The organism is Streptococcus rubneri (assembly GCF_004785935.1).
GTDB lineage: Bacteria > Bacillota > Bacilli > Lactobacillales > Streptococcaceae > Streptococcus > Streptococcus rubneri.
On record NZ_SRRP01000002.1, the window covers coordinates 214,229 to 240,140 of the forward strand.

The following is a 25,912-nucleotide window of genomic DNA, read 5'->3' on the forward strand; positions in this document are numbered from 1 at the left end:
GTGTCAAAAATTACAACTAGTTTATTTCAAGAAATGGTCCAAGCAGGGGCTACTCGCTTAAATAAACAAGCCGAGTATGTCAATTCGTTGAACGTTTTTCCTGTGCCAGATGGTGATACTGGAACCAATATGGGAATGACCATTGAAAATGGTGCAAAAGAAGTAGCCGATCGCTCTGCTTCAACTGTTGGTGAAGCAGCAAATATCTTTGCTAAGGGTCTTTTGATGGGAGCGCGTGGAAACTCAGGAGTGATTACCTCACAGTTGTTCCGCGGATTTTCTCAAAGTGTCAAAGATAAGGATGAATTGGATGGTGCAGCTCTTGCGGCAGCCTTCCAAGCAGGGGTTGAAGTAGCCTATAAAGCGGTTATGAAGCCTGTCGAAGGAACGATTTTGACTGTTTCTCGTGGTGCTGCTATTGGTGCCAAGAAAAAGGCAGAATCAACCAATGATGCGGTTGAAGTCATGCGTGCGGCCCTTGAAGGAGCAAAAACTGCCCTTGCTAAAACACCAGATATGCTTCCTGTATTGAAGGAAGTCGGTGTGGTCGACTCAGGTGGTCAAGGTTTGGTCTTCATCTATGAAGGTTTCCTATCAGCTTTGACAGGAGAGTTCATCGCTTCTGAAGAATTTGTGGCGACTCCAGCAACCATGTCCGAAATGATCAACGCAGAGCACCACAAGTCAGTGGCTGGTCATGTGGCGACAGAAGATATTCAATTTGGTTACTGTACAGAGATCATGGTGGCCTTGAAACAAGGTCCAACCTATGTGAAAGACTTTGATTACGATGAATTCCGTAATTATTTGAACAACCTTGGGGATTCTCTACTAGTCGTTAACGATGATGAAATCGTCAAAGTCCATGTCCATACTGAAGATCCAGGTCTTGTTATGCAAGAAGGATTGAAATATGGTAGCTTGGTCAAGGTAAAAGTCGACAACATGCGCAACCAGCACGAAGCACAAGTTGAAAAAGAAGAGCGTCAAGCGAAACCAGCTGAAGCAAAAGAATATGCCATCATCGCAGTCGTTGCGGGTGACGGATTAGCGGATATCTTCAAAGCACAAGGTGTGGATTACATCATCTCTGGTGGTCAAACTATGAACCCATCAACAGAAGACTTTGTCAAAGCTGTTGAAGAGTTGAATGCGCGTAACATCATTATCTTGCCAAATAACAAAAATATCTTGATGGCCGCTCAATCAGCAGCAGAAGTCATTGAACAACCTGCAGCTGTCGTAGAGACCAAGACCATCCCTCAAGGATTGACTAGTCTTCTTGCCTTTGATGAGAGCAAGTCTATCGAAGAAAACCATGATCGGATGGCAGCAGCGATTGAAGATGTGGTATCAGGTAGTGTGACGACAGCCGTTCGTGATACAACCATTGATGGCCTTGAAATCCATGAGAATGACAACCTTGGAATGGTAGACGGCAAGATTGTGGTATCCAATCCAGATATGATGGAAACTTTGACAGCCACCTTTGATAAGATGTTGGATGAAGATAGTGAAATTGTCACTATTTATATCGGTGAAGATGGTCAAGAAGCAGTAGCCAATGAGTTGGCCCAAAACTTGCTGGCTAAATATGAGGATGTTGAAGTCGAAATTCATCAAGGAAATCAACCAGTCTATCCTTACCTATTCAGTGTTGAATAATCAAAAAATTTCTTATCTAGACAGTAAACGAGCCCGAAAAATGATTTTTGGCTCGTTTTTTTAATAAAATTACCCTCAAGAAAGCGATTAAATGGGTGTTTTTAGACATTTTTTATTTGATATGTTATACTTTAGAAAAAAAGAAATAGGAGAAAAAGCAAATGAAGAGATTAATCTGCTTTTTAGGAGCCCTACTTCTTGTGATGACAGGTTGTGCGACCCAGTCCCAATCTACTGAAACATCGAGTAGCTCAACCCCCGCTTCAACAGAAAAAAGTGAAACAGTTGTAAAAGAAGACATGGAAGAAACTAAGGTTTTATCTGGAGATAAGAATGGAAAGCATCACCGCTATACCATTACATCAAAAGGAGACAAGCTTCAGCAACTAAAAATCGAATTGTTATCGCCCCTTCCGGAAACTATGACTGCAAATTCACATCTCAGTCCTGAAGAAATGACGACCATTATCAATGACGGGTTAAAGAATAATCCTGAGTATCAGGCTGTCAAAGACCTAGAAGGATTCAATATTGAATACCTTGTGACAGCAGAAAAGCAATTAGCAACGACAGTAGTTCTTGATGTTGATAAGATTGATTTAGATAAACTGAAAGAATTATCTTATTTTCAAGATCTGGGAGTTGGAGATCTCAAAGATGTGAAAGCATCTACTCTGATCACAGGTTTAAAACTCCATGGCTTTAAAGAAGAAACGCCAGCACCATAGGTTCGGACTCATGTCCGACTTTTTTTTATTTTCCGTGACATTTGTCATGTGTGTCAGTGACAAAATCATCTAGTGCACTGTTGTTCCTTTGGCTATAATATAGTCAGAAAGTAAGAGGAAAGAAAAATGAAACAATGGTTATTTAAGGTGTTTACGTTAACAGTTACTGGAATGGTTGTCTATCTGATCTTTTCAAAGGATGATAGCCTCTATTACCATTTCCCTTGGGAATTATTTGCTGGGATTGGCATCATGAGCTGGGCAGTCCAAGAAGGGCTAAAAATGGTTAAGGCTGTTAAAAAGGAGATGGAGCAATGAAAAAGAAAATTGAAATTGGATTGGTAGCTGTTCTGTGTCTGCTCCTATGGGCAACTGAGATGATAACAGGCTGGTTTTCCGCCCATTTTCCTAGCTGGTTTTTCCAAACAGTTTGGGGAGTGACTTTGGTCGTCTATGTCATCATTCCAGCTGGCCAAGCCTGGTTGAAAGGAGAGTACCATGAGTGTCATTAGAGTAGAAAACTTGAAAAAAAGCATCAAAGGAAAAGAAATTTTAGAAGATCTTTCTTTCAGGGTTGAACGGGGAGACTGTTTGGCCTTGATTGGGCCAAACGGAGCTGGGAAAACAACCTTGATGAATTGCCTCCTGGGAGATAGGAAGGCGACGGCTGGGATCATTGAAGTAGAGGGAAAAGCTCCTGGCCATCCTCAATTAAAGGCTAGTGTCTCTTATCTCCCTCAAGAGAATGCCATCGTGCAAAAGTTAACCGTGCAGGAATTGATCAGTTTCTTTCGCTCTATTTATCCCAACCCTTTAACGGTCAATGAAATCGATGATTTATTGCGATTTAGTCTAGAACAAAAGAAACAGTTGGCCAGTAAGCTGTCTGGTGGGCAAAAACGTCTCCTATCCTTTGTCCTGACCTTGATTGGTCGTCCCAGTCTTCTGTTTTTGGATGAGCCAACGGCTGCCATGGATACGTCCACTCGCCAACGCTTTTGGGAGATTGTCGGGGATTTAAAGGAACAAGGCGTCACTATTGTCTATTCTTCCCATTACATTGAGGAAGTAGAGCATACAGCTGACCGGATCCTGGTCTTGCATCAGGGGCGTTTGCTTCGAGATACGACGCCACTAGCTATGAGAAGTGAAGAGGTAGAAAAACATTTTACCCTGCCTTTGCGATACCAAGCTCTAGTGGCAGGGATGGACGGAATTGGTCAAGTGACGGTCAAACCGGATGCCCTTCAAGTTGTGACAGGCGATGCCAATCGTTTGTGGACTCGATTGCAAGAAGAAGGCTGTTCGATCCAAGAGATCGAAGTGACCAATCGAAGTTTATTGGATTCTATTTTTGAAAATACAAAGGAAGTAGGTAGAGAAGATGAAACGCATGAAAGCTCTCGGCGTGGTTGAGTGGCATTTGACCAGACGCCAAGCCATTTATTATTTATTATCAATAGGGATGCCCACGGCCTTTTATCTCTTCTTCTCAGGGATGTACCAGGACACACCAGGGGCACCCGCTCACTTTATGAGGGATTATCTCCTCTCCATGACGGCTTTTTCCATGATGTCTACGGCTCTATTTTCCTTTCCAACAGTTCTTGAAACCGATCGACTCAATAATTGGCAAAAAGTCTTGCGCCATACCCCGGTATCTATGGTAGAATATTATCTAATAAAGGTTGCGGGTCTCTTTGTAGACTTTCTCCTATCCATTGGGGTCGTCTTTACCGTGGGTCATGTGGTGCGGCATGTGAACATGTCTCTACAGGATTGGGTCTTAGCAGCCTTCCTTCTCATCCTAGGAAGTCTAGCTTTTGTAGCTATCGGTCTGGTATTGACCTTGCTTCCTTCCAGTCAATTGATGTCGGTTGCGGGCAATCTCCTCTATATGGGACTGGCTGTCATGGGTGGCCTATGGATGCCCATTAGTGTCTTTCCAGAATGGATGCAAGCTATTGGCAAATGCCTGCCAACCTATCAATTGATGGAACTGATCAAGACCTTTTTAAATAAGGGGCAGGTCAATGGCTTTGCTAGTCTTTATTTAACCTTGCTTACCTTGGTCTTGTTTACCCTTGTCATCGTCTATCGTCGTCATTCTGAGGTTCGTGCATGATTGAAAAACTCAAGCGTATTCATTATATGTTTTACGCTAGCCTAGTCTTTATGGGATTCCCATTTATCTCTATTTTATTGGGTGAGGTTCCCTACTGGCACTTCTTTTTAGCCCTCTTGTTTATTGCTTCCTATCTAGGAATCTTGATTACTGAAAACAAAAAGCTGATCTGGATTTGTTGGCTGTACCTCCTAGCCTATGTAGCAGGAAATACTCTTTTTATTAACGCTAACTATTTTTGGTTTTATTTCTTCATCAGTAACCTGTTAGTCTATCACTTTGAAATTCGCAATTTTCGCTCTCCTTATCTTTGGACAGTTTTTCTATCGCAATTCCTACTTTTTGGAGTTATCTTTTTCAAACAGAATGCGATGGAGTATGAATGGGTATTTTTAATCATCATTTTCTTCTTTACCCATGCCATGACTTACGGCATGGTTCGGATTCGGATGATGGAAGAGTTGAAAGCTGACCATGCCAAGCAAAATGCCCAGATCAATCTCTTGCTGGCAGAAAACGAGCGCCATCGGATTGGCCGTGATCTACATGACAGTCTGGGCCACACCTTTGCTATGCTCAGTGTCAAGGCAGACCTGGCTGATCAATTCTTAGCATTGGGTCAGGTTGAGAAGGCGCAGGAGCAGGTGCAAGAGATTCAAGCCATTAGTCAAGAGTCCATGCACCAAGTCAGAGAGATTGTGGAGAACTTGAAGCAGCGAACCCTGGCAAGAGAGCTGGAAACCGTCAAGCAAATGCTAGAAGTGGCGCAAGTCAAAGTGGAGATCCAAAACAATCTCGATACAGCTAGCATCTCGCCGGTCCTAGAGTCTGCTCTGGCCATGGTGTCTCTGGAACTAGCCACCAATATGATCAAACATGCCAAAGCGACGCAAGCCCTTCTCACTTATCGCTCTACCGAAACAGGGGTGGAAATGGTCGCAGAAGACAATGGTATCGGCTTTGATAAGGTCTCGGATAAGGACCTGCACTCGATCCGCGAACGGATTGCCTTGTTGGGAGGAGAGCTGGATATCAGTCATCAATACAAGCCGACCCGGATAGAAATACGGATCCCCTATCAAGAAAGGAAATAAGATGCGCTTATTAGTTGCAGAAGACCAAAGTATGTTGCGCGATGCCCTCTGCCAGCTCTTGCTTTTGCAAGAGGATGTAGAAGAAGTCTTGCAAGCTGGAGATGGGCAAGAAGCCATTCGCTTACTCGAAACCCATCCAGTTGATATTGCTATTTTAGATATTGAGATGCCTATCAAAACAGGACTAGAAGTGTTGGAATGGGCCAAAAGTCAACAACCCCAGCTCAAGGTTGTCATCGTTACCACCTTTAAACGACCGGGTTACTTTGAGCGGGCCCTCAAGGCTGGAGTCGATGCCTATGTCTTAAAAGAACGTCGCATTACAGATTTGATGGCAACACTTCATACGGTTTTGGCAGGGCAAAAAGAATATTCTCCTGAATTAATGGAGGGAATCCTAACCCATCCCAATCCTCTAAGCCCTCAGGAGCAAGCGGTCCTAAAAGAAGTTGCAAAGGGAGCTTCTAATCAAGAAATTGCTGATCGTTTATTTCTTTCTAACGGGACCATCCGAAATTATATGTCAGGCATTCTAACTAAATTGGATGCAGAAAACCGGACGGAAGCAGCAAAGATCGCCCAAGAAAAGGGATGGCTATAAGCAAGCAAAGTTTCTAGGATTCCTAGAGACTTTTTTGATTGGATTGTTCTTTTTTAGGACAACTCTCATTAATCGGATTTGGATAGAAAATTCAGAAAATTTGTGATTTTTACTTGAATTATTTTCCAAAAATGGTATGATAGTAGCATGCTCATTTGATAATCAAAGAAACAGAAAGGAGAGACATGGAGAAAATTACCTTAGAAACTGCAAAGACAGGTTCAGAGCTTGTGCTAGAAACGCTTCGAGATCTTGGGATTGATACCATTTTTGGCTACCCAGGTGGAGCGGTTTTGCCCCTTTATGATGCTATTTATAGTTTTAAAGGGATCAAACACATTCTTGGCCGACATGAACAAGGCTGCTTGCATGAAGCTGAAGGCTATGCCAAATCAACTGGGAAGCTGGGTGTGGCCGTCGTCACAAGTGGACCTGGAGCAACCAATGCCATTACAGGGATTGCGGATGCCATGAGTGATAGTGTTCCTCTTCTTGTGTTTACTGGTCAGGTCAACCGTTCTGGGATCGGGAAAGATGCCTTTCAAGAGGCAGATATTGTTGGGATTACCATGCCGATTACCAAGTACAATTACCAAGTACGTGAGACAGCGGATATTCCACGGGTTATCACGGAAGCAGTTCATATAGCGACAACTGGGCGTCCAGGCCCCGTCGTCATTGACCTTCCAAAAGATGTCTCTGCCCTAGAAACTGATTATATTTACAATCCGGCCATTAACATTCCAAGTTACCAGCCGACTATTGAACCAAATGAACTACAGATTAAGAAAATCTTGAAGCAATTGGGAAAGGCTAAGAAACCAGTCCTCTTGGCTGGAGGTGGCGTCAGCTATGCAGAAGCGGCGGACGAATTGGTAACCTTAGCAGAACGCTATCAGATTCCTGTGGTAACTAGTCTTCTAGGACAGGGAACGATTGCAACCAGCCACCCTCTCTTCCTTGGGATGGGAGGCATGCACGGTTCTTTTGCGGCAAACATTGCTATGACAGAAGCAGATTTCATGATTAGCATCGGTTGTCGTTTTGATGACCGTCTGACGGGAAATCCAAAGACCTTTGCGAAGAATGCCAAAGTCGCTCACATTGATATTGACCCAGCAGAGATTGGTAAAATCATTACAGTCGATATTCCCGTCGTTGGTGATGCCAAAAAAGCCTTAAAACAATTGTTAGCAGAGCCAGTGGTTCATACCAATACGGAGAAATGGGTTGAGAAAGTTACCCAAGATAAAAATCGGGTTCGTTCTTACGATAAGAAAGAACGCGTGGTCCAACCCCAAGCAGTTATTGAACGCGTGGGTGAGTTGACCAAGGGGGATGCCATCGTCGTGACAGACGTTGGCCAACACCAAATGTGGGCTGCTCAGTACTACCCGTACCAAAACGAGCGGCAGTTGGTGACTTCTGGTGGATTAGGGACCATGGGATTCGGTGTACCGGCCGCAATAGGGGCTAAGATTGCCAATCCAGATAAAGAAGTCGTTCTCTTTGTTGGGGATGGTGGTTTCCAGATGACCAACCAAGAATTGGCTATCTTGAATGTTTACAAGATTCCGATTAAGGTCATTATGCTCAACAATCACTCTCTCGGGATGGTCCGTCAGTGGCAAGAAGCCTTCTATGATGGCCGGACATCAGAGTCCGTCTTTGAAAGCTTACCAGACTTTCAGTTGATGGCGCAAGCCTATGGGATTAAGAACTACAAATTTGATAATCCGGAAACGCTTGAGAAGGACTTGGAAGTCATCATGGAAGATGTACCAATGTTTATCGAGATAGATATTTCTCGTAAAGAGCACGTTTTACCAATGGTACCAGCTGGTAAGAGCAATCATGAGATGTTGGGGGTGAAGTTTAATGCGTAGAATGTTAACAGCCAAACTTCAAAACCGGTCGGGAGTTCTGAATCGCTTTACTGGTGTCTTGTCTAGACGCCAAGTTAATATTGAGAGTATCTCAGTGGGGGCGACCGAAAATCCCAATGTATCACGGATTACCATTATCATCGATGTCACGTCTCATGATGAAGTGGAACAAATCATTAAGCAACTCAACCGCCAAGTCGATGTGATTCGCGTTCGAGATATCACAGATAAACCTCACCTAGAACGTGAAGTGATTCTGATCAAGGTCTCAGCGCCTGCAGAGAAACGGGCAGAATTGCTGGCTATTATCCAGCCCTTCCGCGCGACTGTGGTAGACGTAGCTCCGAGCTCCATCACCGTGCAGATGACAGGGAATGCAGAGAAGAACGAAGCTCTCCTGCGAGTCATTCGTCCTTATGGGATTAAGAATGTCGCACGGACTGGTGCAACTGGATTTACCCGCGACTAAAACCCAAACCTAAATTTGTTAAAACAACCTAATAGGCAATAAAAATAGAAAAGAGAGAAAAAACAATGGCAGTAAAAATGGAATATGAAAAGGATGTTAAAGTAGCAGCACTTGACGGTAAGAAAATTGCCGTGATTGGTTATGGATCACAAGGTCATGCCCATGCTCAAAACTTGCGTGACTCAGGTCATGATGTGATTATCGGAGTTCGTCCTGGTAAATCTTTTGACAAAGCAAAAGAAGATGGTTTTGATACTTACACAGTAGCAGAAGCAACTAAATTGGCGGATGTCATCATGATTTTGGCACCAGACGAAATCCAACAAGAATTGTACGAAACAGAAATTGCGCCAAACTTGGAAGCAGGAAATGCAGTTGGTTTTGCTCATGGTTTCAACATCCACTTCGAATTCATCAAAGTTCCTGCAGATGTTGATGTCTTCATGTGTGCGCCTAAAGGACCTGGTCACTTGGTTCGCCGTACTTACGAAGAAGGATTTGGTGTTCCAGCTCTTTACGCTGTATACCAAGATGCTACAGGGAATGCTAAAGATATCGCCATGGACTGGTGTAAAGGGGTTGGTTCAGCACGCGTAGGTCTTTTGGAAACAACTTATAAAGAAGAAACAGAAGAAGATTTGTTCGGTGAACAAGCAGTTCTTTGTGGTGGTTTGACTGCTCTTATCGAAGCAGGTTTTGAAGTCTTGACTGAAGCTGGATACGCTCCAGAATTGGCTTATTTCGAAGTGCTTCACGAAATGAAACTCATCGTTGACTTGATCTACGAAGGTGGATTCAAGAAAATGCGTCAATCTATCTCAAATACTGCTGAGTATGGAGACTATGTTTCAGGTCCACGTGTGATCACTGAGCAAGTAAAAGAAAACATGAAGGCTGTCCTTGCTGATATCCAAAGCGGTAAATTTGCCAATGACTTTGTTAACGACTACAAAGCTGGTCGTCCGAAAATGACAGCTTACCGTGAACAAGCTGCTAACCTTGAAATCGAAAAAGTTGGTGCAGAATTGCGTAAAGCAATGCCATTCGTTGGGAAAAACGATGACGATGCATTTAAGATTTACAACTAAGCCATCGAGATTGAAGTTGGGAGAAATCCCAACTTCTTTTTACTCAAGGATAGAGTTGGTTTAGGGACGATCCCCAACTATTTAGCAAGGATGAATTTAAAAGACTAGCAAATATAGTAAGTCTAATTGATTTTTCTGAAAATTTGGAAAATACGCTGAAATTTTTGCAGTCTTTTGATATAATTAGATGAAATAAGGAGAAGAAGAGGAAGACATGATAACATCGAAAGACATCATAAAAGCCCACAAGGTCTTAAAAGGTGTGGTTGTTGAGACTCCCTTAGATTATGATCATTATTTATCCGAAAAGTATGGAGCGAAAATCTACTTAAAGAAGGAAAACGCTCAGCGAGTTCGTTCATTTAAGATTCGTGGAGCCTACTACGCAATTTCTCAGCTGACTGCAAAAGAAAGAGAGCGAGGAGTTGTCTGTGCCTCGGCGGGAAATCACGCTCAAGGAGTTGCCTACACCTGCCGAGAGATGAAAATCCCAGCTACCATCTTTATGCCGATCACGACGCCCCAGCAAAAAATTGGCCAGGTTCGTTTCTTCGGTGGAGAGTATGTGACCATAAAATTAGTAGGAGATACCTTTGATGCTTCTTCTAAGGCGGCACAGGAATATACCGAGGTTAATAACTGTACCTTTATTGATCCCTTTGATGATGCCAACGTTCAAGCAGGTCAAGGGACTGTAGCCTTCGAAATCCTAGAGGAAGCTAAAAAAGAGTCGATTGCCTTTGATGCTGTGTTAGTACCAGTTGGTGGGGGTGGCCTCATCGCTGGAGTATCCACCTATATGAAGGAACAAGCACCAGAGATCGATGTTATTGGGGTCGAAGCAGATGGAGCTCGGTCGATGAAGGCTGCTTATGAGGCCGGAGGTCCGGTAAAACTCAAACAAATTGATAAGTTTGCGGATGGAATCGCTGTTCAAAAGGTTGGCCAGCTGACTTATGAAGCAACGAAAAAAAATGTTGAGACCTTGATTGGGGTTAATGAAGGATTGATTTCGGAGACCCTCATTGACCTTTATTCGAAACAAGGGCTAGTTGCAGAGCCTGCAGGGGCAGCCAGTGTTGCGGCCTTAGAGGTTCTGAGAGACTACATCAAGGGCAAGACGATTTGCTGTGTGATTTCCGGTGGGAATAATGACATTAACCGAATGCCTGAGATGGAAGAGCGGGCCTTGATTTACGATGGAATCAAGCACTATTTCGTCGTCAATTTCCCGCAACGGCCAGGAGCTCTAAGGGAATTTGTAAATGATATTTTAGGGCCGAATGATGATATTACCCGATTTGAGTACATCAAACGAGCTAGTAAGGGAACAGGTCCGGTTTTGATTGGGATTGCCTTGGCAGATAAGCATGACTATGCAGGTCTGATTAATCGCATTGAACAATTTGACCCGTCCTATATTAACCTCAATGGGAATGAAACCCTTTATAATATGTTGGTTTAATCTTGCCATCTTAAGGGCTTAACTTTATGTTTATGTAAAAAATAAAAAAGGAGAATCAGAAAATGATTTGGATTTTACTATTAGCAATTTTGCTACCGCTTGTCGTTGGTTTTATTGGCTCTCTTTATGTAGTCAAGCAACAATCCGTTGCTATCATTGAGCGTTTCGGTCGCTATCAAAAAATTAGCGATAGTGGCATTCATATGCGAGCGCCTTTTGGAATTGACAAGATTGCAGCTCGTGTTCAATTGCGTCTCTTGCAGAGTGAGATCGTGGTTGAAACAAAAACTCAGGACAACGTATTCGTTACCATGAATGTTGCGACGCAATACCGAGTGAACGAAAGCAACGTAAAGGATGCCTACTACAAATTGATGCGTCCTGAGGCACAGATCAAATCCTATATTGAAGATGCTTTGCGTTCTTCTGTTCCTAAGTTGACCTTGGATGAATTGTTTGAGAAAAAAGATGAAATCGCCCTTGAAGTTCAAAAACAAGTAGCAGAAGAAATGTCGACCTATGGTTACATTATCGTAAAAACCTTGATTACCAAGGTTGAACCAGATGCTGAAGTCAAGCAATCTATGAACGAGATTAATGCGGCTCAACGGAAACGTGTGGCAGCCCAAGAACTAGCAGAAGCTGATAAGATCAAGATTGTCACAGCAGCCGAAGCAGAAGCTGAAAAAGACCGCCTTCACGGGGTCGGGATTGCCGAGCAACGGAAGGCTATTGTAGATGGATTGGCAGATTCGATCAAAGAATTGAAAGATACGAATGTCAATTTGACAGAAGAGCAGATTATGTCCATTCTTTTGACCAACCAATATTTGGATACTTTGAATAATTTTGCAGAAAAACAAGGAACCAATACCCTCTTCCTACCAGCAAATCCGGACGGGGTAGAGAATATTCGCACCCAAATTCTCTCAGCTTTAAAGGCTAAGTAACAAAATATCTAACTTTTTTAAAATTGTTCGTACTTTCAGCTATAATGGTTGACAAAATATGCAAAAAATTTTATATTAGTATTGGAAATAATAATATAGGAGAAGAATCATGGCTAAATCGAACTTTGAAAAAGTGGAATCAGTTGTTGGTTGGGTACGCGATAAGAAAATCACAGGCTATCGTATCAGTAAGGAAACGAATGCCCGTGAAATGTCTATTATTGCACTAGCACAGGGGCGTGCAAAGGTGAAAAACATCTCTTTTGAAACAGCTCTTGGCTTAATCGATTTTTATGATAAGAATCATCAAAAATTCGAAGACTAATTTTAAATAGCAAAAAAAGAGGGAAAATAAGATTCCCTCTTTTTTTATATGATAAATTGCTTTATTTAAGGAAAGTACCACTATATAAAATTATATAAACACTAACATTTTTTAGAAAAGAGCTAGATAAAAAGGCTTACTTAAATAAGCTAAGTTGAAAAAATCCCACACTAGATTTCGATCTGGTGTGGGATTTTTGAGGTTAGCCTAAGAAGCGTTGTAAAAATTCTTTGGTCCGCTCTTCTTTTGGATTGGTAAAGATTTCTTTTGGATCGCCTTGTTCAGCGATAACCCCTTTATCCATAAAGATAACACGACTCGAAACATCTCGTGCAAATTCCATTTCGTGGGTCACCACAATCATGGTTAGCCCTTCTTTTGCTAAGTCTTGCATAATTTTCAGTACTTCTCCGACCATTTCAGGGTCCAGAGCAGAGGTTGGTTCGTCAAAGAGAATGGCATCAGGATCCATCGAGAGGGCACGAGCGATGGCCACCCGTTGTTTTTGCCCTCCTGAAAGTTGTTTTGGACGAGCCGTCCAATAAGGTTCTCCCATCCCAACTTTCTCTAAATTCGCTTTTGCAATTTTCTCCGCCGTTTCTCTGTCTCGTTTCAGTACAGTTGTCTGAGCGACAATGGTGTTTTCTAAGACATTCAAATTTTCAAATAGATTGAAGCTTTGGAACACCATGCCCAATTTTTCCCGATAGTGGGTGAGATCGTAATCTGGATCGAGAACGTTTTGCCCCCGGTAGAGGATTTCTCCATCAGTCGGCGTTTCTAAGAGATTAATGGAGCGAAGGAAGGTAGATTTCCCGCTACCAGAGCTCCCGATGATGGAGATCACTTCGCCTTTCTCAACAGAAAGAGAGATGTCCTTCAAAACTTCGTTTTGACCGTAGGATTTTTTTAAGTGTTTGATTTCAAGTATTTTTTCTGCCATTATTTCACCTCTTTGACTTGCATTTGATTGGCACCAGTTGTATAGGTATCAGAATCTAAGCGGCGTTCGATGTAACGAAGGATACGGGTGATAGTGAAAGTCAGGATAAAGTAAATAACCGCAATAATAGTAAAGGTTGGGAAGTATTGGTAATTTTGAGTTGCGACCGTATTTCCTGTAAAGTAGAGTTCAACCACAGAGATAACATTCAAAACCGATGTATCCTTGATGTTGATGACAAATTCATTACCTGTTGCTGGCAAGATATTGCGCACCACCTGAGGAAGAACGACCTTACGCATGGTTTGTCCATGGGTCATCCCCAGAGCGGTAGCTGCTTCAAATTGGCCAGTATCTACTGCTAAGATTCCTCCCCGAACAATCTCACTCATATAAGCCCCTGTATTGATCGAAACAATAAAGATGGCTGCCCAGGTACGATCCAAGGAGATGTTGAAGGCTTGGGCGGAACCGTAGAAAATAACCATGGATTGAACAATCATCGGAGTTCCACGGAAGATTTCAATGTAGACATTGAGGAACCAACCAAAGAATTTTTGGAAGGCAGCCAGAGCCTTGTTTTTAGACGTAGGAGCAGTCCGGAAGACACCGATTAACAAACCGATGATCAAACCAACGATGGTCCCTGTCATGGAGATGAGGAGGGTCATACCAGTTCCACGTAAGAACTGTGGTCCATTATCTTTCAAAATCTTCATCATTTGGCTGAAGAAAGTCTGCTCATCATCGCTAGCATCACTGGAAGCGGGTTGCTTCTTGATCATATCATCCATGAGTTTGACTTGGTCTTCAGATGAAATCTTAGCTAGTGTAGCATTGACTTGATCAATTCGACTATCCCCTTTCTTCATCCCGATAGCGATGGTTGCATCTTCCTCCCCAACTTCAAAACCTTTTTTGAATTGGATCATCTTAAATTTTGAATTAGCGGATTCAGCTGTCAAGGCTTCTGGACGCTCAGAAACATAGGCATCGATAACGCCGGATTCTAAAGCTTGACGCATTTGAGCAAAGTCTCCCATTGCAGTTTCTTGTTTTGCACCCTTGAGTTGGGAGATGAGAGAGTAGAGGTAGACCCCTTGTTGAGAGGTGACCTTTGCATCCTTAAAGTCATCTAGACTAGAGGCATTCGCATAGTTTCCATCTTTGCGAACCAGCATGACCGGCTCACTAGTATAGTAGCTATTAGAGAAGGCGACCTCTTTTTTGCGTTCAGCAGTAGGGCTCATTCCGGCGATGATCATATCAATTTTCCCAGATGTGAGGGCAGGAATTAAACCGTTCCAAGATGTTTTTACAATTAGAGGTTTTTTACCTAGTCCCTCAGCAACCTTTTTGGCGATTTGAACATCGTAGCCGTTGGCATATTGGTTGGTGCCATCAATCTTTACAGCTCCATTTGCATCATCCTCTTGGGTCCAGTTGAAAGGGGCATAAGCAGCCTCCATTCCAATCCGGAGATATTCGTCTGCTTTGACAATGTGGCTCATTCCCAGGCACAAAAGAAGTCCTGTAAAGAGAGCATAAATTATTCTTTTCATGTAGTCTCCTCTTCCTTTATAAATAGTATCATCTTATTGTACAGGAAATTGGTCTACTTTTCAAACCTGATAGCCTTTTCATAGAAAAATGCTATAATAAACAAAAGGAGAGTAGGAAAATGAAAAAAATTCTGTATGTTTTATTTACAATACTAGCCTGTCTGTTTTTTACAGGTCTTGTAAGAGCGGATGGTCCTTCCTATGATATCCGATCTTATCGAGGTACTTTAATTTTGGATACTTGGGACGATGCTACTTATGAAGAGGAATTAGTCTATCATTTTGACGATGATTATAATGGGCAATATGTCACTTTGGGGACTGCTGGGAACATGCCACAAGGTTTCGAGATTTTAACACCACCAGAAGTTCATGTTGCTAATCGAACTTTAAAGAGGGAACCAGAAGTTCAAAATTTAGGAAATGGGTACAGAGTAAAAATATATAATTCAGGAAAAGCAGGAGATACTGTAACCGTCAAGGTCATATGGAAATTAAAAAATCTACTTTATATCCACCAAGATATTCTGTTGTTAAACTGGAAACCCATCAGTGATGGGGATCAAAACGTTGCAAAGGTAGAATTGAAGATTGTTCCAAAATTTGCATCTGCTAAAGCCAGATCAGAATTAAATGTCCATACAGCCTACATGCGTCCTGAAGCAGAGATCAAAAAAGACCAAGCTAGCTATACGGCTACCCTATCCAATTTGAAGAGTAAAGAAACTGTTGAAATTTATGCTTATTGGTTAAAAGCGGATTTGATCTCTAAAGGGGAATCTCCTCGGAATACAGGCTTGATGCGAGAAGAAGAATACCATCAGACCGAAAAGAATATTGTTCAGATGAGAAAGTGGATTAAACTAGTTTGGAAGGTCATTCTTCCAGGAATAATTCTTCTCTTCCTCCTCCTTGCTAACCATTTCCGTAGAAAGTTTAACAAACTGACCTGGTCTGGTGTGACCTATCCGACCGATACACGACTTTATGAGGTACCGGGCGACCTTGCTCCACTAGTAATGGCATCTATTGTTTATTCAGTTGAACTGGATGAGGTCTGTCCGACTAGTAAAGCTGATACTTCTCAAACTTTTTCTTTTGAAAAGTTGGTGCAGGCAACTCTCTTAGATCTGATAGATAGAGGAGCTATCACTTATGAACAGAATGGCAGTCAGACGGTTCTAATCAGAAAAAACCAGGATTCCCTAGATGATTTTGAGCGGAATTTTTTGGATATAGCATTTGGAAATAAATTGGAATGCCCAGTTGATCGCCTATTTGAAGAGTTTGAAATCAATGACTCCCTCTATAAAGGTGCTGAGAAGAAGGATGAAGATGAGATTCGTGCACAAGGAAGGCGTATGCAGTACCGGATTGATGCAGCAGTTGATAGTGTTGCTCAGGATGTTCAAAAGAAGATTCGAAGTTTTGGTTTGCCGTCTTATTATCGCCCTTTAGCTCCAAAAGAGGAAGCAACTGGACATAAAGTCATGATCTTTGGTTTCCTAGCTTGGTTTGTCGCCTTGTTAGCAGTCCTAGCTAGCTTTGTCTTTCATCACTTCTCGATCTATTATCTAGTGGCAACGCTCACCTTATGGATTTTTCCTGTTGTTTTCAGGGATGGTTACAAAAGAGCTGAGAGAGACGGGGTGGTGAATGCTTTAGGAGCAGAGCAACGGTATTACTGGGATAGTTTTGGCAGAATGCTGAAAGAAATTGCCCATTTAGATGATGCAGAACTTCAATCTCTGGTTCTATGGAATCGCCTCTTAGTTTATGCAGCCTTATTTGGTGTGGCGGATAAAGTCACGAGAGTTATGAAGCTTCGTCAAATTCATCTCGTCAACCCAACATTGGATGCCTTTGTTTATACGCCACTTTACAATGATTTGACCCATTCCAGTCAGGCAATGACCGCCTACGGATCGACTGCCTCATCGGCAAGTAACTTTACAGTTTCATCAGGAGGCAGTGGAGGTTTCTCTGGCGGAGGTGGCGGAGGAGGATTTGGTGCTTTCTAAGGGACCGATAAAAGACTATTGAGTTGCTAGATCTTTGGATGTTCAAAGAGGTGAGGTAGAGAGCTGCCTCGCCTTTTGAAACACTTCCTATATTAAAGACATCTGGTTCAATGATTAGAAATGTGATATAATAAAACAAATGTAAGTTTAGGAGAAGAAGATGTTTCTCATTGAATTGATAAAAGCGATTCTTTTTGGGATTGTTGAAGGAATTACGGAATGGCTCCCCATTTCAAGTACAGGGCATTTAATCTTGATTCAAGATTTTGTCCAGTTTAAGGATCAAAACCCTGCCTTTATGGAGATGTTTAATGTCGTTATCCAACTGGGTGCGATTATGGCTGTCGTAGTCATTTATTTTGACAAACTCTATCCGTTTAAGCCGGGAAAATCGAAAAAGGAAGTGCGGCGGACTTGGCAGTTGTGGGCCAAGGTTGCTGTGGCGACCTTACCCTTGCTCTTTGTATTCAAATTAGATGATTGGTTTGAAGCTCATTTTCATAATTCCTTTTCGGTAGCTATTATGCTGATCACTTATGGGTGGGCCTTTATCTACCTCGAAAAGCGAGAGCAAGTAGAACCAGCTGTAACAGAATTGCACAAACTCCCTTATAAGACCGCTCTCTATATTGGTTTGTTCCAAGTCTTGTCACTTTTCCCAGGAACCAGTCGGTCAGGGGCGACCATTGTCGGTGGTTTGGTCAATGGAGTCAGTCGTTCAGTTGTGACAGAATTTACCTTCTATCTAGGAATCCCTGCCATGTTTGGAGCTAGTCTGCTCAAGGTCGTGAAATTCCTTCTAGGAGGGAATGCCTTAACCTTCAGTCAGGGAGCAATCCTATTAGTAGCTATGGGAGTTGCTTTTGGGGTCAGTATGATTGCTATCCGTTTCTTGACAGGTTATGTGAAGAGTCATGATTTCACTATCTTTGGGAAATACCGGATTATCCTTGGTGGCCTCTTGTTGGTTTATGCTGTGATCCAGCTCTTTATCTAAGGAATCGATTAGGTGTCTCTTGCTTCCTCAAACTTATCTGTTTGAGGAGGTAGGGATTCCTTTTTGTTTGGGATTTTTTAAAGGGCTGATATTGAGGCCAGATTTTGAAAAATATGGCTCTTTTTAGTATAATAGAAAGACTAGAAGTATGAGGTGCAGTCATGAAGATGAAGCAAATCAGTGATTCAACTATTAAAATCACAATTCAATTAGAAGATTTAGAAGAACGGGGCATGGAAATGGCCGATTTTTTGGTGCCCCAAGAAAAAACAGAAGAATTTTTCTATACCATCTTGGATGAATTAGAAATGCCAGAAAGCTTTTTAGATAGTGGCATGTTAAGTTTTCGTGTAACACCAAAGCCCGATAAACTAGATGTGTTTGTGACCAAATCGAAAATTGATCAACACCTTAATTTTGAAGATTTTTCGGATCTTCCAGATATGGAAGAGTTGTCCCAAATGTCTCCGGACGAGTTTATCAAGACTTTAGAAAAAACAATTTCTGAAAAGAGTAAGGGAGACATAGAGGCAGTTCGTCATTTAGAAGAAGAGGAAGAAGCAGAAGCGACTCACCAACTAGAAGAGGACAAGGCTTTAAATCCTATCGATACACGCTATATCTACTATATCCTACAATTCCCTCATTTGGGAGATGTTGTTCGATTTACCAAAACGGTATCCTATCCAGTAGATACTTCAGAGTTGTATAAGATGGACTCAAACTATTATTTGACAATCCTAATCGATATGGAAGGACGTCATCATGACTATCCTGCTTGGCTGTTAGCGACCATGCGTGAATATGCTGAGGATACAGAAACGACTAGAGCAGTTCTCCAAGAACACGGTCACTTATTGTTAGTATCGGATGCCGTCCAAGAACTTCAAAAGGTTGAGTTAGTATGATTACTTTTCCCTTGCAATTTATCTTAGTTTTAATTGCAACTTTTTTAATTAGCTTAATTCTGACCCCTGTGGTCCGATTATTAGCTTTTAAACTTGATGCTGTAGACTATCCAAATGCTCGTCGCATCAATACAAAACCGATGCCGAGCGCAGGTGGTTTAGCTATCGTCACCTCTTTTACGATAGCGACATTGCTTTTGTTGCCCCTGATTACAAAAGGAAATGAACCTAGTATTTCCTATTTTTCCTACACTTTGCCAGTTGTGGTTGGTGGATGGATCATTGCCTTGACCGGGTTGGTTGATGACATTAAGGAATTATCCCCCCGCTTGAAGATGTTAGGAATCTTTTTAGGTGCTAGTCTCATCTGGGTCTTTACCGATTTTCGCTTGGATGATTTCAAGATTCCCTTCGGAGGTCCTTTGCTCCACTTTGATCCTTGGTTATCCTACATCTTAACAGTGATTTGGATTATCTCTATTACCAATGCAGTTAATCTAATTGATGGCTTGGACGGCTTGGTCAGTGGGGTTTCGATTATTTCTCTGGTAACGATGGGAATTGTCTCTCATTTTTTCCTACCAGTTCCTAATCTTTTTCTAACCATGACTATCTTTGTCTTGGTGATGGCCATTGCAGGTTTCTTTCCTTTTAATTATCACCCGGCTATCCTCTATTTGGGGGATACGGGAGCCTTGTTTATCGGTTTTATGATCTCGGTTCTCTCTCTTCAAGGATTGAAAAATGCGACAGCTGTTGCTGTAGTTACGCCGATGATTATTCTAGGTGTTCCAATTACGGATACCTTGCTAGCGATTGTTCGTCGAACCCTCTCTGGTCAGAAGTTCTATGCACCAGATCGGAATCACTTGCACCATCGCCTACTTTCTTTGGGCTTAACGCATCGCGGAACAGTCTTGGTCATCTATGGAATTTCGATGATTTTTGCTATGATTTCTCTTCTGTTGAATATCTCTACTCGTATTGGTGGTGTTCTGCTTGTTATTGGTTTGGTATTAGGGGTTGAGCTCTTAGCGGAATTGATTGGAGTCCTAGGCCCTCACCATAGTCCGCTCCTCAATTGCTTACGTTATATAGGAAATTCTGCCTATCGAGAGGAAGTTCGGCAGAATAGAAGTAAGAAGAGTAAATAAGAACGATTCTAAACACCAGAAAAGCCTTTTAGGCTTTTTTTTGTTATACTAGATAAGACAAAACTCTATAGAAGAAAGGAATACATATGTCAGTATTAGAGATTAAAGATCTTCATGTAGAAATTGAAGGCAAGGAAATTTTAAAAGGTGTGAACTTGACCCTTAAAACAGGAGAAATCGCAGCGATTATGGGTCCTAACGGAACAGGGAAATCAACTCTATCTGCAGCTATCATGGGGAATCCAAACTATGAAGTGACCAAGGGTGAAATTCTATTTGATGGAGTAAATATCCTTGAGTTGGAAGTGGATGAGCGTGCTCGCATGGGCCTTTTCTTGGCTATGCAATACCCGTCAGAAATTCCAGGAATTACCAATGCTGAATTCCTTCGTGCTGCCATGAATGCTGGAAAAGAAGAGGATGAAAAAATTTCTGTTCGTGATTTCATCACAAAATTGGATGAAAAAATGGAACTTCTCAATATGAAGGAAGAAATGGCAGAGCGTTACTTGAATGAAGGTTTCTCAGGTGGTGAGAAGAAGCGCAATGAAATTCTGCAATTGTTGATGTTGGAACCAAAGTTTGCCCTTCTTGATGAGATTGACTCTGGTTTGGATATCGATGCCCTTAAAGTAGTTTCCAAAGGGGTCAATGAAATGCGTGGCGAAGGTTTTGGTGCCATGATTATTACCCACTACCAACGTCTTTTAAACTATATTACTCCTGATGTGGTTCACGTGATGATGGAAGGTCGTGTCGTCCTTTCAGGTGGTCCTGAACTTGCTGTGCGTTTGGAACGTGAAGGATACGCGAAATTAGCAGAAGAGTTAGGTTACGACTACAAAGAAGAGCTCTAATCTTGTGTCCAAAACTGAACAGGATCTTTGAGGAGGAGTAAATGACCAAAGAAAATATCAAACTTTTTTCAGAAATGCATGCAGAGCCCCAATGGTTGCAGGACTTGCGCCAGAAGGCTTTTGATACGATTGATGACTTAGAACTACCCGTGATTGAACGTGTGAAATTTCATCGTTGGAATCTTGGGGATGGAAGGATAACAGAAAATGAGCCTCTCACTGCTGTGCCAGACTTCACGGCGATTGACAATCAATTAAAATTGGTTCAGCATGGTACCCATACAGTATTTGAACAAATTCCAGTTGACTTGGCTAACCAGGGAGTCATCTTTACAGATTTCCACTCAGCCTTGGAAGAAATTCCGGAGGTCGTAAAAGAATTTTTCATGTCATCCGTTAAATACGATGATGACAAGTTGGCAGCCTACCACACAGCTTATTTCAATAGTGGAGCTGTTCTCTATATTCCAGACAATGTAGAAATTGCGGAGCCAATCGAGGGTGTCTTCTACCAGGATAGTGATAGCGACGTGCCATTTAACAAGCACATCCTGATTATCGCTGGAAAAAACAGTAAGATGAGCTACCTAGAACGCTTAGAATCTCGCGGAGAGGGAAGTGCCAAAGCGATTGCCAATATCACGGTCGAAGTCATTGCCCGTTCGGGAGCGCAAGTGAAGTTTGCTGCGATTGATCGCCTTGGTGAGAATGTCACTGCCTACATTAGTCGTCGTGGGAAACTCGGCAAGGATGCCAGCATTGACTGGGCAATCGGTGTCATGAACGAAGGGAACGTCGTTGCTGACTTTGATAGTGATTTAATAGGAAAAGGTAGTCATGCAGACCTTAAGGTGGTTGCCCTATCTAGTGGACGTCAAGTGCAAGGGATTGATACCCGCGTAACTAACTACGGTTGCAACTCTATTGGAAATATCCTTCAACACGGAGTGATTTTAGAGAAAGGGACGCTTACCTTCAATGGGATTGGTCACATTATCAAAGGAGCTAAGGGAGCAGATGCCCAACAAGAAAGCCGTGTGTTGATGCTTTCCGATCAAGCTCGTTCAGATGCCAACCCAATTCTCTTGATCGATGAAAATGATGTGACTGCAGGTCATGCGGCTTCTATCGGTCAGGTGGATCCAGAAGATATGTACTATCTCATGAGTCGCGGCTTGGATCAGGCAACTGCCGAACGCCTAGTAGTTCGTGGTTTCCTTGGATCAGTTATCGTGGAGATTCCAGTCAAGGAAGTTCGTGATGAGATGATTGCGACCATCGAAGAGAAATTGTCAAAACGCTAAGGGGAAGTCGATGTTAGATGTAGAAGCGATTCGCAAGGATTTTCCGATTTTAGATCAGATTGTCAATGATGAGCCTTTGGTTTATCTGGATAATGCTGCGACGACACAAAAACCACTAACAGTTTTAGAAACAATCAATCACTACTATGAGCAGGATAATGCTAATGTTCATCGTGGTGTTCATACCTTGGCTGAGCGGGCGACAGCATCCTATGAAGCCGCACGTGAAACTATTCGTAAGTTCATTAATGCAGGGTCTACCAAAGAAGTGCTCTTTACCAGAGGTACGACGACCAGTCTTAATTGGGTAGCGCGCTTCGCTGAGGAAGTCCTAACAGTGGGAGACCAGGTCTTGATTTCTGTCATGGAGCACCATTCCAATATCATCCCTTGGCAGGAAGCTTGTCGTAAGACTGGAGCTGAGCTCATCTATGTCTATCTCAAGGATGGAGCCTTGGATATGGAAGATTTACGAGCAAAATTGACAGACAAGGTCAAATTTGTCTCGGTAGCTCACGCCTCAAATGTTCTGGGTGTAGTCAATCCGGTCAAGGAAATCACTCAAATGGCTCATGAAGTTGGAGCCATTATGGTGGTGGATGGTGCTCAGTCTACACCGCATATGAAGATTGATGTCCTGGACTTGGATGTGGATTTCTTTACCTTTTCAGGTCATAAGATGGCTGGACCAACTGGGATCGGTGTTCTTTATGGCAAAGAAAAGTATCTGGAGCAAATGTCACCGGTTGAATTTGGTGGTGAGATGATTGATTTTGTCTACGAGCAATCTGCTAGCTGGAAGGAATTGCCTTGGAAATTCGAGGCTGGAACTCCTAATATGGCAGGTGCCATTGGACTAGCTGCGGCGGTGGATTATCTAGAAAAGATTGGCATGGATGCGATTGAAGCCTATGAACAGGAATTGATAGAATACGTTTTTCCAAAATTACAGGCAATTGAAGGTTTGACCATTTACGGTTCACCAGATTTGGCCCAACGTTCAGGTGTCATTGCCTTTAACCTAGCTGATCTTCATCCTCACGATCTTGCAACTGCTCTGGATTATGAAGGTGTAGCAGTTAGAGCAGGCCACCACTGTGCGCAACCTTTACTCCAGTATTTGGAAGTTCCAGCAACAGCTCGCGCTAGTTTTTATATCTACAATACCAAGGCAGATTGCGATAAGTTAGTCGATGCTTTACTAAAGACAAAGGAGTTTTTCAATGGCACTTTCTAAACTAGATAGCCTTTATATGGCAGTGGTAGCAGACCATTCGAAACATCCTCACCATCAAGGAAAGTTAGAAGATGCTGAGCAAATCAGTCTCAATAATCCGACTTGCGGGGACGTGATTAATCTCTCTGTTAAGTTTGATGCAGAGGATCGCTTGGAAGATATCGCTTTTCTTAACTCTGGCTGTACCATTTCAACAGCCTCTGCCAGTATGATGACGGATGCTGTTTTGGGAAAAACTAAGAAAGAAGTCTTAGAACTTGCGACCATCTTTTCTGAAATGGTGCAAGGACAAAAAGATGAGCGTCAAGACCAACTTGGAGATGCGGCCTTCTTATCTGGTGTAGCTAAATTTCCGCAACGAATCAAGTGTGCGACCCTAGCTTGGAATGCTCTGAAAAAAACAATTGAAAATCAAGAAGAAAAATAAGACTAGTTTTGTCAGTCTTATTAATGTAAAGAATGAAGAATGAAAGAAAGGGAATTATGGCTGAAGAAAGAGTAGAACCAAAACCAATTGACCTTGGTGAATACAAATTTGGTTTCCATGATGATGTGGAGCCCATCCTATCGACAGGAAAAGGATTGAACGAAGGTGTCATTCGTGAACTATCTGCTGCCAAGGGCGAACCAGAGTGGATGTTAGAATTTCGATTGAAATCTTACGAAACATTTAAAAAAATGCCCATGCAAACCTGGGGAGCGGACTTGTCAGAGATTGATTTTGATGACTTGATCTACTACCAAAAACCATCAGATAAACCAGCCCGTACTTGGGATGAAGTGCCTGAAAAAATTAAGGAAACGTTTGAACGGATTGGTATCCCAGAAGCTGAACGTGCTTACTTGGCCGGAGCAGCTGCTCAGTATGAGTCTGAAGTGGTTTACCATAACATGAAGGAGGAATTCCAAAAGCTCGGAATCATTTTTACGGACACAGATTCAGCTTTGAAGGAATACCCAGACTTGTTTAAACAATACTTTGCTAAATTGGTACCTCCAACAGATAATAAGTTGGCAGCCCTCAACTCAGCTGTTTGGTCAGGTGGAACCTTTATCTATGTACCGAAGGGTGTAAAGGTTGATGTTCCTTTGCAGACCTACTTCCGGATTAACAATGAGAATACAGGTCAGTTTGAACGGACTTTGATTATTGTGGATGAAGGCGCTAGCGTCCACTATGTAGAAGGATGTACAGCACCGACTTATTCAAGCAACAGCTTGCATGCGGCCATTGTCGAAATTTTTGCCTTGGATGGCGCTTATATGCGCTACACGACCATCCAAAACTGGTCAGACAATGTCTATAACTTGGTAACCAAACGTGCTAAGGCTCAAAAGGATGCGACAGTTGAATGGATCGATGGAAACCTCGGTGCCAAAACGACCATGAAATACCCATCTGTATATCTAGATGGAGAAGGGGCGCGTGGGACCATGCTTTCTATCGCCTTTGCCAATGCTGGACAACACCAAGACACTGGTGCTAAAATGATCCACAATGCTCCACATACCAGTTCTTCAATCGTCTCAAAATCCATCGCTAAAGGTGGAGGAAAGGTTGACTACCGTGGACAAGTGACCTTCAATAAAGATTCAGCAAAATCAGTCAGTCACATCGAGTGTGATACCATTATCATGGATGACTTATCTGCGTCTGACACCATTCCATTTAATGAAATTCACAATTCACAAGTCGCATTAGAGCACGAAGCTAAGGTCTCAAAAATTTCTGAGGAACAGTTGTATTACCTCATGAGCCGAGGCTTGTCAGAATCTGAGGCAACTGAAATGATCGTCATGGGATTTGTAGAGCCCTTTACTAAAGAACTTCCAATGGAATATGCAGTTGAACTGAATCGATTGATTAGCTACGAAATGGAAGGATCTGTCGGTTAAGGGGATAAAAGGAGAAGCAAATGGGATTCTTTAAAAAATTATTTGCTAATCTTGAAAAAGCGAATAAGGGCGAAATTCCTGCAGAAGAAATTATTCCGCCATTTACAAACAATCTAGCCGAAGAAGCAGATGATAATTGGAGACAAATGGAACAAAATCTCTTGATCAATGCTGTGAAGGCTGTTGGCGGTCCTGACAAAGCGGATCGTGCCTTTATGCTAGTGAATTTTAAACCAGGTCAAGAAACATTTGATTTATATTATCAAGTCGATGGGAAATTGATTTCTTGGCAAGAATTGGATCTAGCACTTGTGGAAAAAATCCGTCTTCAATTATTGCCGCAAGCACCAGCTGTAGCCCGTGCAGTAAATGAAAACTACGAAGAGGCAAATGTGCCAGTAATGGAGTATGCTATGCTTCAATTAGAAACAGCAACCATGGCTTGGTTTGGTCGGAAACTCACGACAGCTTCTAGAGAAGCCAGCCTATCCTTTGAAGAATTGGTAGCAGGTTGGCGTGCGGTGATTGAAGAAGAGATCCAGACTCATCCAATAGACAGTGACACTGCTTTTCCTTATTTCGAAGTTCAATAAATGTTCTATTGGCTGATTCAAATAAACAAAAAAGAGGGTGACCT

General features: G+C 42.4%; 26 protein-coding genes. 24 read left to right on the top strand and 2 right to left on the bottom strand.

Annotated features, from left to right (window positions below):
* The 14 genes from E5S68_RS09235 (at position 1) to E5S68_RS09300 (ending at position 12,396) form a co-directional block, all read left to right on the top strand.
* A complete protein-coding gene (locus tag E5S68_RS09235) occupies positions 1-1,665 on the top strand; it encodes a DAK2 domain-containing protein (protein ID WP_135783295.1) in 1,665 nt (554 codons plus the stop codon).
* Between the two features lie 161 nt (positions 1,666-1,826).
* Positions 1,827-2,393 (top strand): SP0191 family lipoprotein, encoded by a 567-nt coding sequence (locus E5S68_RS09240; RefSeq protein ID WP_135783296.1) that lies wholly within the window; start codon positions 1,827-1,829, stop codon positions 2,391-2,393.
* A gap of 126 nt (positions 2,394-2,519) precedes the next feature.
* Entirely contained in the window at positions 2,520-2,711 is a 192-nt protein-coding gene (locus E5S68_RS09245; protein WP_135783297.1) for a hypothetical protein, read from the top strand.
* Complete coding sequence (locus E5S68_RS09250; RefSeq protein ID WP_135783298.1) at positions 2,708-2,905, top strand: hypothetical protein; 198 nt, start codon at positions 2,708-2,710, stop codon at positions 2,903-2,905. Before E5S68_RS09245 ends, E5S68_RS09250 begins: the two co-directional genes overlap by 4 nt.
* On the top strand, positions 2,892-3,809 hold the full coding sequence (locus E5S68_RS09255) for an ABC transporter ATP-binding protein (protein ID WP_135783299.1): 918 nt from the start codon (positions 2,892-2,894) through the stop codon (positions 3,807-3,809). Before E5S68_RS09250 ends, E5S68_RS09255 begins: the two co-directional genes overlap by 14 nt.
* On the top strand, positions 3,778-4,518 hold the full coding sequence (locus tag E5S68_RS09260) for an ABC transporter permease (protein ID WP_135783300.1): 741 nt from the start codon (positions 3,778-3,780) through the stop codon (positions 4,516-4,518). The genes E5S68_RS09255 and E5S68_RS09260 overlap by 32 nt, the downstream gene beginning before the upstream one ends.
* Entirely contained in the window at positions 4,515-5,612 is a 1,098-nt protein-coding gene (locus tag E5S68_RS09265; protein WP_135783301.1) for a sensor histidine kinase, read from the top strand. The genes E5S68_RS09260 and E5S68_RS09265 overlap by 4 nt, the downstream gene beginning before the upstream one ends.
* A 1-nt stretch (position 5,613) precedes the next feature.
* Complete coding sequence (locus E5S68_RS09270; RefSeq protein WP_135783302.1) at positions 5,614-6,213, top strand: response regulator transcription factor; 600 nt, start codon at positions 5,614-5,616, stop codon at positions 6,211-6,213.
* Positions 6,214-6,398: 185 nt separating this feature from the next.
* Positions 6,399-8,099, top strand: coding sequence for an acetolactate synthase large subunit (locus E5S68_RS09275; protein WP_135783303.1), 1,701 nt, complete (start codon positions 6,399-6,401; stop codon positions 8,097-8,099).
* A complete protein-coding gene (gene ilvN / locus E5S68_RS09280; RefSeq protein ID WP_135783304.1) occupies positions 8,092-8,568 on the top strand; it encodes an acetolactate synthase small subunit in 477 nt (158 codons plus the stop codon). The genes E5S68_RS09275 and ilvN overlap by 8 nt, the downstream gene beginning before the upstream one ends.
* 65 nt (positions 8,569-8,633) lie before the next feature.
* Positions 8,634-9,656 (top strand): ketol-acid reductoisomerase, encoded by a 1,023-nt coding sequence (gene ilvC / locus E5S68_RS09285; RefSeq protein ID WP_135783305.1) that lies wholly within the window; start codon positions 8,634-8,636, stop codon positions 9,654-9,656.
* A gap of 214 nt (positions 9,657-9,870) precedes the next feature.
* Entirely contained in the window at positions 9,871-11,121 is a 1,251-nt protein-coding gene (gene ilvA, locus E5S68_RS09290; protein WP_135783306.1) for a threonine ammonia-lyase IlvA, read from the top strand.
* A gap of 62 nt (positions 11,122-11,183) precedes the next feature.
* Positions 11,184-12,071: an SPFH domain-containing protein gene (locus E5S68_RS09295; RefSeq protein ID WP_135783307.1), complete on the top strand. Its 888-nt coding sequence runs from the start codon at positions 11,184-11,186 to the stop codon at positions 12,069-12,071.
* A gap of 109 nt (positions 12,072-12,180) precedes the next feature.
* The gene (locus E5S68_RS09300) at positions 12,181-12,396 is read left to right on the top strand and encodes a capsule biosynthesis transcriptional regulator (protein ID WP_003004771.1); all 216 of its coding nucleotides are present in this window, start codon (positions 12,181-12,183) and stop codon (positions 12,394-12,396) included.
* Positions 12,397-12,598: 202 nt separating this feature from the next.
* Here E5S68_RS09300 and E5S68_RS09305 read toward each other — a convergent pair whose 3' ends face one another.
* Positions 12,599-13,339, bottom strand: coding sequence for an amino acid ABC transporter ATP-binding protein (locus E5S68_RS09305; RefSeq protein WP_135783308.1), 741 nt, complete (start codon positions 13,337-13,339; stop codon positions 12,599-12,601).
* The gene (locus E5S68_RS09310) at positions 13,339-14,901 is read right to left on the bottom strand and encodes an ABC transporter substrate-binding protein/permease (RefSeq protein WP_135783309.1); all 1,563 of its coding nucleotides are present in this window, start codon (positions 14,899-14,901) and stop codon (positions 13,339-13,341) included. Before E5S68_RS09310 ends, E5S68_RS09305 begins: the two co-directional genes overlap by 1 nt.
* 119 nt (positions 14,902-15,020) lie before the next feature.
* Between E5S68_RS09310 and E5S68_RS09315 the strand changes: the two genes are divergently transcribed.
* From E5S68_RS09315 to E5S68_RS09360, 10 genes are all read left to right on the top strand, one after another.
* Complete coding sequence (locus E5S68_RS09315; RefSeq protein WP_135783310.1) at positions 15,021-16,922, top strand: DUF2207 domain-containing protein; 1,902 nt, start codon at positions 15,021-15,023, stop codon at positions 16,920-16,922.
* Between the two features lie 160 nt (positions 16,923-17,082).
* Positions 17,083-17,919, top strand: a complete 837-nt coding sequence (locus tag E5S68_RS09320; RefSeq protein ID WP_135783311.1) for an undecaprenyl-diphosphate phosphatase — start codon at positions 17,083-17,085, stop codon at positions 17,917-17,919.
* A gap of 161 nt (positions 17,920-18,080) precedes the next feature.
* Positions 18,081-18,827: an adaptor protein MecA gene (gene mecA, locus E5S68_RS09325; RefSeq protein WP_135783312.1), complete on the top strand. Its 747-nt coding sequence runs from the start codon at positions 18,081-18,083 to the stop codon at positions 18,825-18,827.
* Positions 18,824-19,981, top strand: a complete 1,158-nt coding sequence (locus tag E5S68_RS09330; protein ID WP_135783313.1) for a glycosyltransferase family 4 protein — start codon at positions 18,824-18,826, stop codon at positions 19,979-19,981. Before mecA ends, E5S68_RS09330 begins: the two co-directional genes overlap by 4 nt.
* 86 nt (positions 19,982-20,067) lie before the next feature.
* Positions 20,068-20,838, top strand: coding sequence for a Fe-S cluster assembly ATPase SufC (gene sufC, locus E5S68_RS09335; protein ID WP_117745248.1), 771 nt, complete (start codon positions 20,068-20,070; stop codon positions 20,836-20,838).
* A gap of 41 nt (positions 20,839-20,879) precedes the next feature.
* On the top strand, positions 20,880-22,142 hold the full coding sequence (gene sufD / locus E5S68_RS09340) for a Fe-S cluster assembly protein SufD (RefSeq protein WP_135783314.1): 1,263 nt from the start codon (positions 20,880-20,882) through the stop codon (positions 22,140-22,142).
* A gap of 10 nt (positions 22,143-22,152) precedes the next feature.
* Positions 22,153-23,379: a cysteine desulfurase gene (locus E5S68_RS09345; RefSeq protein WP_135783315.1), complete on the top strand. Its 1,227-nt coding sequence runs from the start codon at positions 22,153-22,155 to the stop codon at positions 23,377-23,379.
* Positions 23,366-23,806, top strand: a complete 441-nt coding sequence (gene sufU / locus E5S68_RS09350) for a Fe-S cluster assembly sulfur transfer protein SufU (protein WP_135783316.1) — start codon at positions 23,366-23,368, stop codon at positions 23,804-23,806. The genes E5S68_RS09345 and sufU overlap by 14 nt, the downstream gene beginning before the upstream one ends.
* Positions 23,807-23,862: 56 nt before the next feature.
* A complete protein-coding gene (sufB, locus tag E5S68_RS09355; protein ID WP_135783317.1) occupies positions 23,863-25,275 on the top strand; it encodes a Fe-S cluster assembly protein SufB in 1,413 nt (470 codons plus the stop codon).
* A 20-nt stretch (positions 25,276-25,295) separates the two neighbouring features.
* Positions 25,296-25,868, top strand: a complete 573-nt coding sequence (locus E5S68_RS09360; RefSeq protein WP_135783318.1) for a hypothetical protein — start codon at positions 25,296-25,298, stop codon at positions 25,866-25,868.
* Positions 25,869-25,912 lie beyond the last annotated feature (44 nt).